The organism is Actinospica robiniae DSM 44927, assembly GCF_000504285.1.
Taxonomy (GTDB): domain Bacteria; phylum Actinomycetota; class Actinomycetes; order Streptomycetales; family Catenulisporaceae; genus Actinospica; species Actinospica robiniae.
This window is the reverse complement of the sequence record NZ_KI632511.1, coordinates 1,123,951-1,141,049: the sequence shown is the minus strand read 5'-3', so window position 1 is coordinate 1,141,049 and position 17,099 is coordinate 1,123,951. Positions and strand designations below refer to the sequence as shown.

Sequence of the window (17,099 nt, the reverse complement as noted above, 5' to 3'; positions counted from 1 at the left end):
GCCGCGTACCGGCACGGCTCATCTCTGCTTGAGCAGCGGGATCTGACCGCCCGCCAGCACCGACTTGACCTGACGTTCCGACAGGTGATGCCGCGCCGGATAGGTCTGGTCGCGCGTGGTGTTGCGGATCTCCACGCTGTCGCCGTTCTCCAGCTGCCCACGCAGGTTCGTGAGCACCAACTCGTCACCGCGCTCGATCCGGTCGTAGTCCCCGGGCTCGGCGAACTCCAGCGGGAGGATGCCGTAGTTCGCCAGGTTCTGGTGGTGGATGCGCGCGAACGACTTGGCGAGCACGAGCCGCAGCCCGAGGTGGCGCGGCGCGATCGCGGCGTGCTCGCGGGAGGAACCCTGCCCGTAGTTGACGCCGCCGACCACGGCGTGCGCGCCGGTCTCGTGCGCGTGCCGCGGGTAGTCCTCGTCGAGCTGGACGAAGGTGAACTCGGCGAGCTTCTCGATGTTGCTGCGGAACGGCAGCGCGCGTGCGCCCGCCTGCAGGATCTCGTCGGTGGACACGTCGTCGCCCACCTTCATCAGCACCGGAACGGTCAGCTCGTCGGGCAGCGGGTCGAGCTCGGGCAGCCCGCCGATGCTCGGCGCCTTGTCGAGCTGCACCTGGCTCGCCTGCTCCGGCGAGAGCGGCGCCTCGAACTGTGTGTCGATGACGGTGACCTCACGCGGCGGCGAGATGTGCGGATAGGCGATGCCGAGGTGCTCGGGCAGCTCCCGTGGATCGGTGATCTGGCCGGTCAGCGCTGCGGCCGCGGCCGTCTCCGGAGAGCAGAGCCAGACCTTGTCGTCCTTGGTGCCCGAGCGTCCGGGGAAGTTGCGCGGGAAGGTGCGCAGGCTGTGGTGGCCCACGGCGGGCGCCTGGCCCATGCCGATGCAGCCCATGCAGCCGGTCTGGTGGATCCGCGCCCCGGCCTGGACCAACGCGGCGGTCGCGCCGGACCGGGTGAGCTCCAGCAGGATCTGACGGCTGCTCGGGTTCACGTCGAGCGAGACCTGCGGGTGGATCGTGCGCCCGCGCACGAGGGCCGCGACCATCTCGAAGTCGCGCAGCCCCGGGTTGGCCGAGGAGCCGACCACGACCTGGTGCACCTCCTGCCCGGCCGCCTCACACACCGTCACCACGTCACCGGGCGAGCCCGGCCGCGCGATCAGCGGCTCCAGCGACGACAGGTCGATCTCGTCCTCCACGTCGTACGTCGCGTCCGGGTCGGCCGCGAGCGCCGTGTAGTCCTCGCCGCGCCCCTGGGAGCGCAGGAAGTCGCGCACCGCCCGGTCGGCCGGGAAGACGCTCGTGGTCGCGCCGAGTTCCGCGCCCATGTTCGCGATCACGTGCCGGTCCATGGCCGAGAGGGCCTCCAGCCCCGGCCCGTGGTACTCGATGATCCGGCCCACCCCGCCGCCGACCCCGTGCCGGCGCAGCATCTCGAGGACCACGTCCTTGGCGCTGACCCAGTCCGGCAGCCGCCCGACCAGGCGCACGCCCCAGATCCGCGGCATCGCCACGTACAGCGGCTCGCCCGCCATGGCCAGCGCCACCTCCAGGCCGCCCACGCCGATCGCGAGCATGCCCAGGCTGCCGGCCGCGCAGGTGTGCGAGTCCGAACCGGCGAGGGTGGAACCGGGTTTGCCGAAATGCTCCATGTGGGTCGGGTGCGAGACCCCGTTTCCCGGCCCGGAGTACCACAGGCCGAAACGGCGGGCCGCGGAGCGCAGGAACAGGTGGTCGGCCATGTTGCGCTCGTCCGCCTGGAGCAGGTTGTGGTCGACGTACTGGACGGAGAGGTCCGTGGCCACCCGGTCCAGGCCGATGCCCTCGAGCTCGAGCATCACCATCGTGCCGGTGGCGTCCTGCGTCAGCGTCTGGTCGATCCGCAGCCCGATCTCCGAGCCCGGCGTCATCTCGCCGGACACCAGATGCGAGCCGATGAGCTTGCGTGCGACGTTCGATCCCATCCGCCGCGGTTACCCCGGAATGCGCCGGACATACCCCGAACGCGCCGATACGCCGCCCTCCGGCCCGCCCGGCGTGGGGCGTGCCAGACTCGGGAGCATGCAGAAGTTCTCACTCGACGCGCTGGGCCGCGAACACCTCGAGCGGGCCGCGGCGACCCCGGCCGGACGCAGCGCGGAGACGGTCTACGGCGGGCACGAGCACGTGCTGCGCCAGACGATCCTCGCCCTGCGCGCCGGCACCGAGCTCTCCGAGCACGACAACCCCGGCGAGGCCAGCGTGCTGGTGCTGCGCGGCCGGGTCCGGCTGGTCAGCGGCCAGGACGCGTGGGAGGCGATGGCCGGGGACCTGCTCGCCATCCCGCCGGCCCGGCACAGCCTGGAGGCGCTGGAGGACTCGGTGTTCGTGCTGACGGTCGCGAAGCTGCCGTAGGTCGCAAGAGCGCAATGGGCGGCCGGCGCGGCTCAGCCGGCCTTGCGCCCGCCCCGCCCCGCCGTGCTCTTCTTGGCTGCGGTCTTCTTCGCCGTGGTCCGCTTGGCCGCCGCGGTCTTCTTCGGGGCGGTTTTCTTGGCCGGGGCCTTCTTGGCCGCGCCGCCGCCGCGCCCCTTCGCCCCGCCCGAGCCGCCCGAGCGGGAGGTCTGCGCCTCGATGGAGCGCTTGAGCATCGCGGTGATGTCCACCACGTTCGAGACCGGCGCCGGCTTCGAGGCGGGCGTGGGCACCCGGCCCTCGGTCTTGGACTCGATCAGCTCCTCGACCGCCTCGCGGTACTCGTCGTGCAGCGCCTCGATGTCGAAGTTCTCCGAGAGCGCGTCCATCAGGGTGTGCGCCATCTTCATCTCCTCGGCGCGCACCTCGGCGGTCGGCGGCGATATCCCGGTGGCCGGGCGCAGCTCGTCCGGCCAGAGCATCGTGTGCAGCACCAGCAGGTCGTCCTTGACCCGGAGCACGGCGAGCGACTCGCGCGTGGTCAGGGTGATCTTGGAGACGGCCACCTTGCCGGACTCGCGCATCGCCTCGCGCAGCAGCGCGTAGGGCTTGGCCGGGCTGCGCTTGCCGGGCGCCACGTAGTACGCCGTCTCGAACTGCATCGGATCGAAGGTGTCGGTGTCCACGAACGCGAGCAGCTCGATCGTGCCCTTGCTGGGGATCGGCAGCTTCTCCAGGTCGTCCGAGGTCAGGATGAGCTCCTCCTCGTCGCCGAGGTCGTAGCCCTTGGCGATCTCGGCGTAGGGCACCTCTTTGTCCTCGGCCTCGCAGAACCGCTTGAGCCGGATCCGACCGCCGTCCTTCTCGTGCACCTGGTGGAATCTCGGCCCGGAGTGCGCCTCGGTGGCTTTCATCAGCTGCACCGGGACGCTGACCATGCCGAAAACGATCGAACCCGTCCAACTCGCTGGCATTACCGCCTCCGCACACGACGCTTACGGCAAACAGGACGCGAGACGCCGGAGAAGATGCCCGGTCCGCCATCAGCGGAAACCGCAGAGAACCCAGTGCTTGACACGCGGCACGCTCAGCGGTCCGCGCCGCCCAATACCGGGTCGACGGAGGAGATCGCCGCGACGACGTCCGCCAGCAGGCCGCCCTCGATCAGCGCGGGCAGCGCCTGGAGGTTGTTGAAGGACGGGTCGCGCAGGTGCACCCGGTACGGCCGGGTGCCCTCGTCGCTGACCAGGTGGGCGCCGAGTTCGCCGCGCGGGGACTCGACCGCCGTGTAGACCTGGCCGGCCGGCACCGGGAAGCCCTCGGTGACCAGCTTGAAGTGGTAGATCAGGGCCTCCATCGACTCGGCCATGATGTGCCGGACCCGGTCCAGATCGATGCCCTGCCCGTCCCCGCCCAGCGAAAGCCGCGCGGGCCAGGCGATCTTCGGATCCTCCAGCATGATCGGGCCGGGACGCAGCCGCTCGAGGCACTGCTCGACGATCCGCAGCGACTGGTGCATCTCGTCCACGCGCACGAGGTAGCGGCTGAAGGCGTCGGCGTCGGTGCGGGTCGGCACGTCGAAGTCGTAGTCCTCGTAGCCGCAGTAGGGCTGGGACTTGCGCAGGTCGTGCGGCAGGCCGGTGGCGCGCAGGATGGGCCCGGTGACGCCGAGGGCGAGGCAGCCGGCCGTGTCGAGGTATGCGACGTTCTCGGTCCGGCCGCGGAAGATCGGGTTGCCGTCGAGCAGCCGCCGGTAGTCCTCGAGCCGCTCGCGCAGGAGCGGCAGCAGCTCGGCGATGCGCTCCGGGGTGTCCGGCGGCAGGTCGGTGACCAGGCCGCCGGGCCGGATGTAGGCGTGGTTCATCCGGTTGCCGGTGATCGCCTCGAGCATGTCCAGGATGAGCTCGCGCTCGCGGAAGCCGTACGTCATCACGGTGATCGCGCCGAGCTCCATGCCGGCGGTGGCGATGGCGACGAGGTGTGAGGCGATCCGGCCGAGCTCCATCAGCATGACCCGGATGACGTTGGCCCGTTCGGGTACCTCTTCGGTCGCGCCGAGCAGTGCCTCCACACCGAGGCAGTAGGCGGCCTCGTTGAACATCGGGGCCAGATAGTCCGCACGGGTGACGAAGGTGACGCCCTGGGTCCAGCTGCGGTACTCGCAGCTCTTCTCGATCCCGGTGTGCAGGTACCCGATGCCGCAGCGCGCCTCGATGACCGTCTCGCCCTCGAGTTCGAGGATCAGCCGGAGCACGCCGTGGGTGGACGGGTGCTGCGGCCCGAGGTTGACGACGATGCGCTCCTGGTGGTCCTCCCGCACCGCGGTCAGGACACTCTCCCAGCTCGCGTCCGCGCCCATGTCCACGTACGGCGCACCCGGTGGGTCTGCCTCGGCCATGACGGCGCCTCCTTGTTCGCGCGTCCCGCCGGAGACGGAGATCTCGCCCTCTTCGTGACCCGAAGCCCGGCCGGTAAACCACCCGCGCCGGCTCAGCCGGGGCCGTCGGGCATTCTGTCGCGCGCGGCGCCCGGTCGCCGCCGGCGCTTGCGCCACCCTGCTGATTCCCGGGTCCTTGCGTCGCGGGCCGGCAGGCGGGCGGCCAGGCTGGTTACCACCGGCGCGGGCGGGTACCCGATTCGCTTCTCGACGGCGGCGGAAGGAAACGGATCGCGATGGTGGCGGCTGCGTCGGTGATCCAGTCCCAAGGCGAAGGCTGGGCGCAGGTCGGCGAGTTCGTGCTGGCCTTCCTGCTCTCCGGGCTGGTCGGGCTGGAGCGCGAGTGGCGGCAGAAGGACGCCGGGCTGCGCACCTACACCGTCGTCGGCATCGGCTCGGCGCTGTTCATGCTGGTCAGCAAGTACGGGTTCGGCGACGTGCTGACCCGGGGCACGATCGTGCTCGACCCGTCCCGGGTCGCCGCGCAGATCGTCTCCGGGGTCGGCTTCATCGGCGCCGGCGTGATCTTCGTGCACCGCGGCTCGGTGCGCGGGCTGACCACGGCGGCCGGGATCTGGCTCACCGCCGCGATCGGCGCGGCCTGCGCCGCCGGCCTGCCGGTGCTCGCCAGCCTGGCGACGGCGAGTTATCTGCTGCTGAGCTTCACCGGTCCGATCACGCGGCGGCTGCCGCTGGGCCGCGACCACGACGCCGAGCGCGCCGATGACGAGAATCGAGGCAAGCGATGAGCACGGGAGACGAGATGGGCGAGTCGGGCAAGCACCTCGCTGAATACCGGCGCAAGCGCAGTTTCGACCGGACGGCCGAACCGGACGGCGGGAGCCGCGGCGGCGCGGGTGGGGACGGGCGGCCGGTGTTCGTGGTCCAGCTGCATGACGCGCGCCGGATGCACTACGACTTCCGGCTGGAGGCGGACGGGGTGCTCAAGTCCTGGGCGGTGCCCAAGGGGCCCTCGAACGATCCGCAGGTCAAACGGCTGGCGACGCCTACCGAGGACCATCCGATGCAGTACCGCACCTTCGAGGGCGAGATCGCCAAGGGCGAGTACGGCGGCGGCACGGTCATGGTGTGGGACGAGGGCACCTACCGGAACCGGACCAGGGCCGGGCGCTCGGGTCCGGAGATCTCGCTGGCCGAGGGCGTGGAGAGGGGGCACGTCTCCTTCGTGCTGGAGGGGCACAAGCTCCACGGCGCGTTCGCGCTGACCCGGATGAACGGCCGCGACGGGTCGGACGACTGGCTGCTGGTCAAGAAGTCCGATCGGTACGCGAAGGCGGACAGCGAGGCCGACCCGCAACGGCTGCGCTCAGCCCGCACTGGCCGCACGCTCAGCCGGATCGCCGCCGATGACAAGCGCGAGGACAAGGCTGGCAAGACGATGAGCGAGAGCAAGGGAAGGACCGCAGGCCGGACGGCGAAGGACCGCGCGGCGAAACTGATCGAGGAGTCCGGCCCCACGTTCGCGCAGGAGGCCGGCATCCGGCTCAAGGACACCCCGTCGCCGCTCTACCAGCTGCTCGTGCTCACCACGCTGCTCTCGGTGCGGATCAGCACGCCCATCGCCGTCGCCGCGGCGCGCGAGATCTACGCCGCCGGTTGGCGCACGCCGCGCGCCATGGCCGGAGCGTCCTGGCAGTCGATCGTGGACGCGCTCGGCCGCGCACACTACAAGCGCTACGACGAGAGCACCGCCACGGCGCTCGGCGAGGGCGCGAACCTGCTGGTCGACCGGTGGCACGGCGACCTGCGCCGGCTCCGGGACGAGGCCGGGGGAGAGCCTCAGGAGATCAGGCGCCTGCTCCAGGAGTTCCGCCGGATCGGCCCGGTCGGGGCGGAGATCTTCTGCCGCGAGGCCCAGGGCGTCTGGCCGCAGCTGCGGCCCGCCTTCGATCAGCGGGCGCTGGCGGGCGCCGCCAAGCTGCGGCTCCCGCGCAACCCTGCAAAGCTGGCATCGTTGGTCGAAGGCGACGAACTGCCGGATCTCGCTGCGGCGTTGGTGCGCGCGACGCTGTGACCTGCACCGGGGCCGCATGTTCGACGCAGTCGCGGGTATCGATCCGGTACCGGGGAATCGTGCCGGTTCTTCACAGACGGTGAGTGGGTGATCGGGACCATGGAGACGGTGGCGACACTCGAGGCAGCCGCTGAGCTCGCCAGGGAACACGATGAGATCGATCGGCTGGCCACCCTCGTTTCGACGTTGAGCGCCGGCCCGGCGCGCCGGGCGATGGTGCTGGAGGCCTGTAGCCGCTACGCGAGCCACGCCGAGGTCGAGGCCAGCCATCTGCTGCCCGCGGTGTGCCGCTACCTGCCGGACGGCGCGCAGACCGCGGCCGAGGAGACCGCGCGGCACGAGGCGCTGGCCCGCAGCATCTCGGCCTTCATGCGGCTGTGCGGCAAGCCCCAGGCCGGCCAGGATCCTCCGCCGGGTGAGGACGCCGCCGACGCCGACGCGGCCCCGGGTTGCGCCGGGCACGAGGACGCCTTCACCGAGAACGACGAGCTCGACATCCTGATCGGGCAGCTCGTCGCCGGCATCCAAGGGCACGTCGAACGTCAGGACACGATGTTGCTGCCCGCGCTCAACCGCGTCTGCCCGCTGGTGGAGAGCCGGCAGATCGGCGCCGACCTGCACGATGCGCTGTGCGCCGCCCGCCGGGCGCAGCTACTCGGCACCGATCCGCGGTCGCACCGCCATGGATTCAGGGCCCTGATCCACGGCCTTGCCAGAGCCCTGTCGATCGGCGCCCGGGAACCGGCCCGCACCGGCTGACGCAGGGGCCTGATCGTGAACGGGAATCCGGGCGAGACGCTCGATGAAGTGGTCGCCCGGCAGTCCGCGCTGCTGCGCCCGGCGTCGGAGAATCCGGGTTCGGCGATGCTCGCGACGCTCAGCGCCCGGCGCGAGTTCGGCTCCGGCTGGATCCTCGAGCGCAAGCTCGACGGCATCCGCGCGATCGCCATCCGCACCGGCGACCGGGTGCGCCTGCTCTCACGCACCGGCAAGCCCCTCGACGCAGCCTTCCCCGAACTCGCCGAAGCGCTCGCCGCGCAGCCGTGCGCCGACTTCGCGGTGGACGGCGAGATCTGCGCGCTCGACCACGGCGCCACCGACTTCGGGCTGCTCCAGCAGCGGATCGGACTGAGCGACCCGGCCGTGGCCCGCCGCAGCCGGGTCAAGGTCACCTACTTCCTTTTCGACCTGCTGCGCCTCGATGCCAACGACACCACCCGGCTTCCCCTTCTCACTCGCAAAGCCCTGCTGCACGAGGCGCTGCACTTCGCCGCGCCGCTGCGCTACACCGCCCACCAGCGCGCCGCCGAGGATGTGCACGGCGCCGTCGAGCGGGCCTGCTCGCGTGGCTGGGAGGGGCTGATCGCCAAGCGTGCCGACGGCCCCTACGCGCACCGGCGTTCACCCGATTGGCTCAAACTCAAATGTGCCAAAGCCCAGGAGTTCGTGGTCGGCGGGTTCACCGAACCGGCCGGCAGCCGCGTCGGCTTCGGCGCGCTGCTGCTCGGCTACTACGACGGCGAGGACCTGCGGTTCGCCGGCAAAGTCGGCACGGGCTGGGACGTGAAGACCCTGCACGCGCTGCGGACCCGGCTCGACGGATTGCAGCAGCGCGCCTCGCCGTTCGCCGACGACGTGCGCGAACGCGGCGTAGTGCACTGGATCCGGCCGGAATTCGTCGCGCAGATCGGCTTCGGCGAATGGACGCGTGACGGGATGCTGCGCCACCCGCGCTACCTGGGCGCGCGGGAGGACAAGCGGGCACGCGACGTGGTCCGCGAGGTGCCCGCGGCCTGAACAGCCTCAGCCGCGCAGCGCGGTCTCGACGTCCGGGAACACCTCGAGCACCTCGTGCGCCTTGGTCAGCCCGAACAGGCGAGCCACCGGCGCAGTCGGCGCGGCGAGGCGGAAGCTCGCGCCGTTGGCCCGCGCCTTGCGATCCATCTCCATGATCACGCGCAGTCCGCTGGAATCGCAGAACTCTACTCCGCCCAGGTCGAGCACGGTCGTGCCGTGCTCGATCGCGGGCAGCAGCCGGCCGCGCAGATAGTCCGCGGAGGCCAGGTCGACGTCCCCGACCGCCACCACCACGGTCGCTTCGGCGGAGGGGGAGTGCGCCGACACCGAAAGCGTCGGCGCCGTCTGGTCGGTCACGGCGTGCCGCCCTTCATCGCTTGCCCGGCGGGGGTGCGCCCCACGCTACCAGGGCTCACCGGCTGAGGTAGCGGCGGACCCGTTCCACCAGCACGTGCGCCTGGACCGGCTTGGCGATGTAGTCGGTGGCGCCGGCCGCGAGGGACTTCTCCCGGTCGCCCTGCATCGCCTTGGCCGTCACCGCGATGATCGGCAGGTGCTCGTAGGCCGGATCGGCCCGGATCAGGCCGGTGGCCTCGTATCCGTCCATCTCCGGCATCATCACGTCCATCAGCACCAGGTCGATCTCCGGGTTCTGCCGCAGGATCCTGATGCCGGCCCGGCCGTTGTCCGCGTGCAGCACCCGCATCCCGTAGAACTCGAGCATGCTGGTCAACGCGAAGACGTTGCGCGGATCGTCGTCCACCACCAGGACGGTGCGCCCGGCCAGCCGGCCGTCGTCCGCCGGGACCGCGGCGTGCTGTTCGAGCGGCCGGCCGTGGCCGGAGCGGTCGGCCGGGTCGGCCGCGGCCAGGTACTCGGCCACCCGCTGGCGCAGCTCGTCGAGGCTCGCCACCAGCTCCAGCGGATGCCGGCGGGCGTGCGAGAGCAGCAGCCGGTGCGAGGAGGGGTCGAGCCCGGGCGCCTGGTAGGCGAGCACCGGCAGCTCCCGCAGCGCCGGCTCGGCCGCGATCGCCTCCAGCAGGTGGATCATGCCCTCGCCCGGCAGGTCCAGCTGCAGCACGGCGCAGCGCACCGGCCCGGCGGGCTCCGCGGAGGCCAGCAGCGCCGCCTCGTGCGCGTCCGCGGCCGTCTCCACCAGCACCTCCACCTCCAGCGGCGCGAGCTCCCCGGCCGCGGTCTCGGCCAGCCGGGTGAGCGGTCCGCCGCGCGGCTGCTCGATCACCAGCACCCGCGAAGCGGGCGCGGCCAGGGCCGAGGCGGGCTCGCGCGTCGGCGGCTCGGCGGGCAGGTACAGGATGAACTCGCTGCCGACCGCGACCGTGCTGCGCGCGCCGATCGCGCCGCCGAGCAGGCTGGCGATCTCCCGGCTGATCGAGAGGCCGAGGCCGGTTCCGCCGTACTTGCGGCTGGTGGTCCCGTCGGCCTGCTGGAACGCGCCGAAGACCTTCTCCAGCTGCGCCTCCGGGATGCCGATCCCGGTGTCCTTGACCCGGAACGCGAGCACCGGCGAGCCGGCCCGCACCGTGGCCGGCACCTCGCCCGGACCGGCCAGCACGACCTCGAGATCGACCCGGCCGGACTCGGTGAACTTCACCGCGTTCGACAGCAGGTTGCGCAGCACCTGCTGCACCCGGCCGCCGTCGGTCACCACCTGCGCGGGCACGTCCGGCGCCGCGGTCACCGCGAAGCGCAGGCCCTTCTGGCCGGTCAGCGGCCGGAAGGTGGTCTCCAGGTCCTCGAGCAGCTTCGGCACGGCCACCGGCTCCGGCTCGACCACCATCTTGCCCGCCTCGACCTTCGAGAGGTCCAGGATGTCGTTGATCAGCTGCAGCAGGTCCGAGCCGGCCGAGTGGATCACCTCGGCGTACTCGACCTGCTTGGGCGTCAGGTTGTGCGCCGCGTTCTGCGCGAGCAGCTGCGCCAGAATCAGCAGGCTGTTGAGCGGCGTGCGCAGCTCGTGGCTCATGTTGGCCAGGAACTCGGACTTGTAGGTGGAGGCGAGCGCGAGCTGGCGGGCCCGCTCCTCGAGCTCCTGCCGGGCCTGCTCGATCTCCAGGTTCTTGGCTTCGAGCTCTTCGTTCGAGCTCTGCAACTCCCGCTGCCGCGCCTGCAGCTCCACGGTCAGCCGCTGCGACTCGCCGAGCAGCTCGTCGGTGCGCGCATTGGCCACGATCGTGTTCAGGTTGACGCCGATCGAGTCCATCAGCTGCTCCAGGAAGGAGCGCTGCACCGGGTTGAACCGGTGCACCGACGCGAGTTCGATCACGCCGAGCACCTGCCCCTCGGCCGCGATCGGCAGCACCAGCAACGCGGTCGGCGCCGCCGAGCCGAGGCCGGAGGAGACCTGGATGTAGTCGGCCGGCACGTCTTCGAGCGCGATGATCTCGCGCACCCGCGCGGCCTGGCCGACCAGGGACTGGCCGAGCCGGAAGCGCCGCGGCGTGCGCGGGTCGCCCGGATCCGCGTACGAGGCGATCAGCCGCAGCTCGATGCCGTCCGCGCCGTCCTCGGCCAGGAAGAACGCGCCGTACTGGGCCTGGACCAGCGGGGTGAGCCGGTTCATGATCAGCTCGGCGACCTCGGCCAGGTCCCGGCGGCCCTGGGTCAGCCCGGTCACCTCGGCCAGGTTGGACTTGAGCCAGTCCTGGTCCCGGTTGGCCCGGGTGGTCTCGCGCAGCGAGCCCACCATCGCGTTGATGTTGTCCTTGAGCTCGGCCACCTCGCCGGAGGCCTCCACCGTGATCGAACGGGTCAGGTCGCCCATCGCCACCGCACTGGTGACCTCGGCGATCGCGCGCACCTGCCTGGTCAGGTTGCCGGCCAGTCCGTTGACGTTCTCGGTCAGCCGCTTCCAGGTGCCCGAGACGCCCTCGACCTCCGCCTGCCCGCCGAGCCGGCCCTCGCTGCCGACTTCGCGGGCGACGCGGGTGACCTCGGCTGCGAACGAGGAGAGCTGGTCGACCATCGTGTTGATGGTGGTCTTCAGCGCGAGGATCTCGCCGCGCGCGTCCACGTCGATCTTGCGGGTCAGGTCGCCCTCGGCCACCGCCGTGGTCACCTGGGCGATGTTGCGCACCTGGTTGGTCAGGTTCGTCGCCATCGAGTTGACGTTGTCGGTCAGGTCCTTCCAGGTGCCGGCCACGTTCGGCACCCGGGCCTGGCCGCCGAGGATGCCCTCGGTGCCCACCTCGCGGGCCACCCGGGTGACCTCGTCGGCGAACGCGGAGAGCGTGTCGACCATGGTGTTGAGCACCCCGGCGAGCGCGGCCACCTCGCCCTTCGCCTCGACCGTGATCTTCTGCGACAGGTCACCGCGGGCGACCGCGCTGGCCACCTGGGCGATCGAGCGCACCTGGCCGGTCAGGTTCGAGGCCATCACGTTGACGTTGTCGGTCAGGTCCTTCCAGGTGCCCGACACCCCGCGCACGGTCGCCTGACCGCCCAGGTTCCCCTCGGTGCCCACCTCGCGCGCGACCCGGGTGACCTCGTCCGCGAACGCGCCGAGTTGGTCGACCATCGTGTTGATGGTCTCCTTCAGCTCGAGGATCTCCCCGCGCGCGTCCACCCGGATCTTCTGCGACAGGTCCCCGTCGGCCACCGCCGTGGTCACCTGGGCGATGTTGCGCACCTGCGTGGTGAGGTTGTTGGCCATGATGTTGACGGATTCGGTGAGGTCTTTCCAGGTGCCGGAGACGCCTTGGACGTCGGCTTGTCCGCCGAGGCGTCCTTCGGTGCCGACTTCGCGGGCGACGCGGGTGACTTCGGCGGCGAAGGAGGAGAGCTGGTCGACCATGGTGTTGAGGGTGTTCTTGAGCTCGAGGATCTCGCCGCGGGCGTCGACGTCGATCTTGCGGGAGAGGTCTCCCTTGGCCACGGCGGTCGCGACCTGCGCGATGTCGCGCACCTGCGTGGTCAGGTTGCCCGCCATCGCGTTGACCGAGTCGGTCAGGTCGGCCCAGGTGCCGAACACCCCGGGCACCTGCGCCTGCCCGCCCAACCGCCCTTCGGTGCCGACCTCGCGGGCCACCCGGGTGACCTCCGAGGTGAACAGCGAGAGCTGGTCGACCATGCCGTTGAACACCGTGGCGATCTCGCCCAGCAGGCCCTCGCCGCCCTCGGGCAGCCGGGTGCCGAAGTCGCCGTCGCGCACCGCGGTCAGTCCCACCAGCAGCTGCCGCAGGCCGGGCGCCTCCGCGCCGGGTCCGGATCCCTCACCCGAACCGACGGTCCCAGAAGCCATCGCGTCGTTCCTCCGCTCGCCGGTCACTCCAGAACGTGTCGGACGCAAGGCTATCGGGGCCCGGCTCGACGCGAGGGTCGGCCGGAGCGGCATTACGGTGTGAAGAGTGAAGGGATGCGACGGGCGGCGCGCGCAGACGGTCAGCCGGCTCTCCGAGATGGCCCGGCTGCCCGACGGCGACGCCGAGCGGGTACGGCTGCGCGAAGAGGTGATCCGCGGCCACATGGACTACGCCCGCGGCATCGCCATGCGCTACCGGCGGCGCGGCGGCGTGGCCGAGGACCTGGTCCAGGTGGCCTATCTCGGCCTGGTCAAGGCCGTGGACAACTTCGACCCCGAACGCGGCGCGGGCTTCCTCGCCTACGCCACCCCCACGATCATGGGCGAGATCCGGCGCTACTTCCGGGACGCGACCTGGGACGTGCACGTGGCCCGCGGCCTGCGCGAGCTCGCGGTGGGCCTGCACGCCGCGGCGGACGAGCTGACCGGAGAGCTCGGCCGGCAGCCGACGGTGGCGGAGCTGGCCGTGCGCCTCGGCGTGGAGCGCGAGGAGGTCGTCGAGGCGCTCGACGCCTCCGCCGCCTACTCGGCCGACTCGCTGGACAGCCCGGTCGGCCCGGAGCCCGGCGCGAGCGAGCTCGGCGATCTGGTCGGGCAGGCGGATCCGGGCTTCGAGGCCGTGGTCGACCGGCAGGTGCTCAAGGAGCAGGTGGCCGCGCTGCCCGAGCGGGACAAGCGGATCCTGCTGATGCGCTTCTTCCGCGGCAACACGCTCGCCCAGATCGGCGCGGAGCTCGGCATCTCCCAGATGCAGGTCTCCCGCCTGCTCGCGCGCATCCTCGCCCGCCTGCGCGAGGGCTTCGACCTGCGCGAGGAGCCGAGGTCCTGAGCCGGCGCGGCGCGGGCGCTCCGCCCGGCGCACCACCCGCACCGCGCGCCGGAAGGGCCCGGTGCGCTCCTGCTGACCGGCCCGTCGTTGCGTACCATAGGTCACGCAAGGCCCTCGGTACTTCTCCCTAGGTCCGGGGGGTCGAAGAGAGACGCGGGAGCTGGTTGATGGTGCGCACGACCCCGGCCGCGGGCGACCCGGGCTCCGCGGGGATGCCCGAGGGCGAGCGGCTCGAGCTGCTGCGCAGCGTGGTCGACACCTCGTTCGAGCCCTCCCTGCTGGTGCACGCGGGCGAGGGCGCCGAGCGTTCGGGCGGCGTGCTGCGGGTGCTCACCTCCAACATCGCCGCGGCCGACCTGCTCGCCCCGGCCCCCGACGACCGCCGCCTGCGCGGGCGCACCCTGCTCGAGCTGATGCCCTGGGCCGCGCCGTCCGGCCTGCTAGAGGCCCTGGACGAGGTGGTCGAGACCGGCGTCCCGCTGCGCATCCACGACCACCAGTACGAGGACACCGCGGGCCCGGGCGACTGGGTCCGCTCGCGCAGCGTCTCGGTCGGTGCGGTGCTGATCGGGCCCGGCCTGCTGCTGCTCACGCTGCGGCCCAACCGCGGCACCGCGGGTACCGACCCGGAGTGGGAGGAGAAGGTGCACCGGCTGGCCGGCACCGGCCCGTGGGAGTGGGACGTGCGCTCCGGCGCCGTGCACTGGTACGCCCAGGCGCTGGCCGTGCTCGGATCGAGCGTCGCGCCGGGCCGGTTCCCGGCCGACGAGCCGCCCTACCAGGTGCACCACGAGGACGCGGCCGAGCACGAGGCGTTCCTGCGCTCCCTGATCGCCGAGGCGCGCCCCGGCCACGTCGAGGTCAGGGTCCTGCAGCCGGCCGGCGCCGTGCGGCACATCCGTTTCGGCGGCGACCCGGTCGTGGACGAGGACGGCGCGGTGCTGCGCGTCTACGGCAGCGTGCAGGACGTCACCGTGCGCCGCCGTGCCCAGACCGCGTTGGAGATCGCCCAGGTCCAGCTGGCCGCCCGGCGCACCCGCGCCGAGTCCGAGCGCCAGTTGGCCGGGCTGCTCCAGCAGGTCATCATGCCCACCGGACCGGTGCCCGACCACGTGCCCGGCGTCGAGGTGCTCGCCCGCTACCGGCCCGCCAGCGCCGCGGCCGGGGTCGGCGGCGACTGGTACGGGGTGACCCACCTGGCCGACGGCAAGGTGCTGATGCACATCGGGGACGTCGCAGGCCACGGATTCCCCGCCGCCACCGCCATGGCGCAGCTCTACCACGCCCTGAAGGGGCTGGCCGTGACCGGCTCCGGCTCCGCCCGGCTGCTGCACTGGCTCAATACCCTGACCTGCACGCTGTCCGAGTTCACCCTGGCCAGTGCCTGCTGTGCGATCTACGACCCGCAGCGGCGGCGGCTGAGCCTGGCCAACGCCGGGCACCCGAGCCCGGTGTTCGTGCGCGACGGCAAGGCGGAGGCGCTGGCCAAGCCGGCCAGCGGGATGCTCGGGATCGACGCGGACATGGAGTACGAGGAGCGCGAGCTCGAGGTCTTGCCCGGGGACGTGCTGCTGCTCTACACCGACGGCCTGATCGAGCGCCGCCGCCGCGCCCCGGACGAGAACACCGCGTCCCTGCTGTTGTTCGCCTCCGCGCCGATCTCGGAGTTCGAGGCCTACGTCGACAACATCATGGGCAACGTGCGCTCGGACACGGACGACGACGCCTGCCTGGTGGCGGTGCGCTTCCGCTGAGCCGGCGCCGCCGCTCGACGGGTGTCAGTGCTTGAGCATGCCGCGGATCAGGCTGAGCAGATGCTCGACCTCGACCGGCTTGGTGACGTGCTCGTTGATCCCGGCGGCGCGGCTGCGCTCGGCGTCCTCGGCCGCGGTCCGCGCGGTCACCGCGATGATCGGCAGCTCGCCGGGGGAGAAGCGCTCCCGGATCCGCGCCGTGGTGGCGTAGCCGTCCAGGCCGGGCATCATCAGGTCCATCAGCACGACCCTGATGTCCGGGGTCTGCTGGATGATGTCGAGCGCCTCGTAGCCGCTGTCCGCGGTCACCGCGGTCAGGCCGTACAGCTCCAGCGCGCTGACCATGGCGAAGATGTTGCGCACGTCGTCGTCCACGACGAGCACCTTCTCGCCCTCGAAGTGCTGCTGGCCGTAGCCGCGCTCGGGCTGATCCGCCGTCACCTCGTCCGAGCCCGGGACGCTGGTGAGCCAGTGCAGGGTGAGCCGCTCGGAGGCCTGGCCGATCGAGCGCACGATCTCGGCCCGGGTGTGCCCGGCCACCGCCTCCGATGCCCGGTCGGCGGCGTCGTGGTCGCCCTCGGGGGCGAAGTACACCTTCGGCGCGTCCGGCGCGACCGCCTCCAGCGCCCGCCCGGCCTGCTGCAGCGGCTCGACCGGGGAGCGGGCGTCGAGCAGCGCGCACAGGATCCGGTGGCCGCCCAGCACGGCGTCGCGCACGTCCTCGGGCGAGCGCACCGCGAGCACCGCGGCCCGCTCCCAGTTCCCGCCGAGCCCGCGCACGGCCGACTGCGCGGTGGCGAGCATCGGCTCGAGGGATTCGCGCTGGGAGGCGTCTTCGAAGACCACGATCGCGGCCGAGGCGGCGGCGGCGGCCTCCGCTGCGGCCTCGGCCGCCGCCCGCCGGCTCTCGCCGCGGGCCTGCTCCAGCCGCCGCTCGACCAGGGCCGCGTGCTCCGCGATCGCGTTGAACAGCTTGCACAGGTCGGCCACCCGGTCGCTCTCGCCGGGCGTCACCGGGGCGCGGGAGGAGGTGTCGCCGGCGTAGAACGCCCGCATCGAGCTCAGCAGGCTCTCCAGGCGCGCGTCGTCCCCGGCCGGCTGCGCGTGGGCGCCGTTCACGTCACTCCTCCTCGCCACCTCGCCGCGGTCCGGCTGGCCCGGCGGCGCACCTGTGAAGTTACCAGGGCCGGGGCGCCGAGCGGCGCAGGCGGAGGATCAGCCGCCGGGCCGGCCGAAGCCGTCGACGGCCGGCAGCGGGGGGATGTCCGGGCCGGGCTCCGGGATCGGCGGCCACGGCTGCGGCTCCGGCGGGGACGGCGGGCGCTCCGGCCGGGGCGGGTTGGGCGGGGTCGGGGGTGCCGGAGGCGCCGGGTCAGGCGGCGTCGGCGGCTGCGGCGCCGGCTCCGGGGGACGCGGCTCCGGACGGGGGTCGGAAAGGACCGGACGCCGGGCGCAGGTGATTGCGGCCGACGCGGTCCGTGTTATCTGCTCCATTGTGCCGGGCTACCCCGATGAGGATCGATCATGCGCCCGAACG

At 72.2% G+C, this 17,099-nt stretch carries 12 protein-coding genes and 2 pseudogenes; 8 read left to right on the top strand and 6 right to left on the bottom strand.

The genetic code is table 11. The annotated features are described in order from the left end of the window. Positions 1–18: 18 nt before the first annotated feature. Complete coding sequence (locus ACTRO_RS04910) at positions 19–1,962, bottom strand: aconitate hydratase (protein ID WP_034261453.1); 1,944 nt, start codon at positions 1,960–1,962, stop codon at positions 19–21. 97 nt (positions 1,963–2,059) lie between these two features. On the opposite strand from ACTRO_RS04910, the gene ACTRO_RS04905 reads away from it, so the two are divergent. Continuing rightward, a complete protein-coding gene (locus tag ACTRO_RS04905) occupies positions 2,060–2,392 on the top strand; it encodes a cupin domain-containing protein (RefSeq protein WP_034261451.1) in 333 nt (110 codons plus the stop codon). A 32-nt stretch (positions 2,393–2,424) separates the two neighbouring features. On the opposite strand, the gene ku is transcribed toward ACTRO_RS04905, so the two are convergent. Together ku and nuoD are read right to left on the bottom strand one after the other, a co-directional pair. Beyond that, a complete protein-coding gene (gene ku, locus ACTRO_RS04900; protein ID WP_034261448.1) occupies positions 2,425–3,363 on the bottom strand; it encodes a non-homologous end joining protein Ku in 939 nt (312 codons plus the stop codon). A 113-nt stretch (positions 3,364–3,476) separates the two neighbouring features. Beyond that, positions 3,477–4,787 (bottom strand): NADH dehydrogenase (quinone) subunit D, encoded by a 1,311-nt coding sequence (gene nuoD / locus ACTRO_RS04895; protein WP_084315975.1) that lies wholly within the window; start codon positions 4,785–4,787, stop codon positions 3,477–3,479. Between the two features lie 275 nt (positions 4,788–5,062). Here nuoD and ACTRO_RS04890 point away from each other — a divergent pair. From ACTRO_RS04890 to ligD, 5 genes and pseudogenes are all read left to right on the top strand, one after another. Further along, positions 5,063–5,530, top strand: a pseudogene (locus tag ACTRO_RS04890) (MgtC/SapB family protein); the annotation flags it as partial. Positions 5,531–5,571: 41 nt separating this feature from the next. Next, a pseudogene (locus ACTRO_RS50710) lies at positions 5,572–6,096 on the top strand (DNA polymerase ligase N-terminal domain-containing protein); the annotation flags it as partial. A gap of 129 nt (positions 6,097–6,225) precedes the next feature. Continuing rightward, the gene (locus tag ACTRO_RS50705) at positions 6,226–6,861 is read left to right on the top strand and encodes a hypothetical protein (RefSeq protein ID WP_051452294.1); all 636 of its coding nucleotides are present in this window, start codon (positions 6,226–6,228) and stop codon (positions 6,859–6,861) included. An 87-nt stretch (positions 6,862–6,948) separates the two neighbouring features. Further along, positions 6,949–7,620 (top strand): hemerythrin domain-containing protein, encoded by a 672-nt coding sequence (locus tag ACTRO_RS04880; protein WP_157435773.1) that lies wholly within the window; start codon positions 6,949–6,951, stop codon positions 7,618–7,620. A gap of 9 nt (positions 7,621–7,629) precedes the next feature. Continuing rightward, positions 7,630–8,658, top strand: coding sequence for a non-homologous end-joining DNA ligase (gene ligD, locus ACTRO_RS04875; protein WP_425394869.1), 1,029 nt, complete (start codon positions 7,630–7,632; stop codon positions 8,656–8,658). Positions 8,659–8,664: 6 nt separating this feature from the next. Here the strand turns inward: ligD and ACTRO_RS04870 are convergent, their stop codons facing one another. Together ACTRO_RS04870 and ACTRO_RS04865 are read right to left on the bottom strand one after the other, a co-directional pair. Beyond that, entirely contained in the window at positions 8,665–9,015 is a 351-nt protein-coding gene (locus ACTRO_RS04870) for an STAS domain-containing protein (protein ID WP_051450330.1), read from the bottom strand. Between the two features lie 55 nt (positions 9,016–9,070). After that, on the bottom strand, positions 9,071–12,919 hold the full coding sequence (locus ACTRO_RS04865; RefSeq protein ID WP_034273160.1) for a HAMP domain-containing protein: 3,849 nt from the start codon (positions 12,917–12,919) through the stop codon (positions 9,071–9,073). A 106-nt stretch (positions 12,920–13,025) separates the two neighbouring features. Here ACTRO_RS04865 and ACTRO_RS04860 point away from each other — a divergent pair, with 106 nt between their 5' ends. Together ACTRO_RS04860 and ACTRO_RS04855 are read left to right on the top strand one after the other, a co-directional pair. Further along, positions 13,026–13,808 carry a SigB/SigF/SigG family RNA polymerase sigma factor gene (locus ACTRO_RS04860; RefSeq protein ID WP_034261443.1) on the top strand — a complete coding sequence of 261 codons (783 nt, stop codon included), beginning with the start codon at positions 13,026–13,028 and terminating at the stop codon, positions 13,806–13,808. 167 nt (positions 13,809–13,975) lie between these two features. After that, on the top strand, positions 13,976–15,562 hold the full coding sequence (locus tag ACTRO_RS04855; RefSeq protein WP_051450329.1) for a PP2C family protein-serine/threonine phosphatase: 1,587 nt from the start codon (positions 13,976–13,978) through the stop codon (positions 15,560–15,562). 24 nt (positions 15,563–15,586) lie between these two features. Here the strand turns inward: ACTRO_RS04855 and ACTRO_RS42765 are convergent, their stop codons facing one another. After that, entirely contained in the window at positions 15,587–16,681 is a 1,095-nt protein-coding gene (locus ACTRO_RS42765) for a response regulator (RefSeq protein WP_051450328.1), read from the bottom strand. Positions 16,682–17,099: the final 418 nt, after the last annotated feature.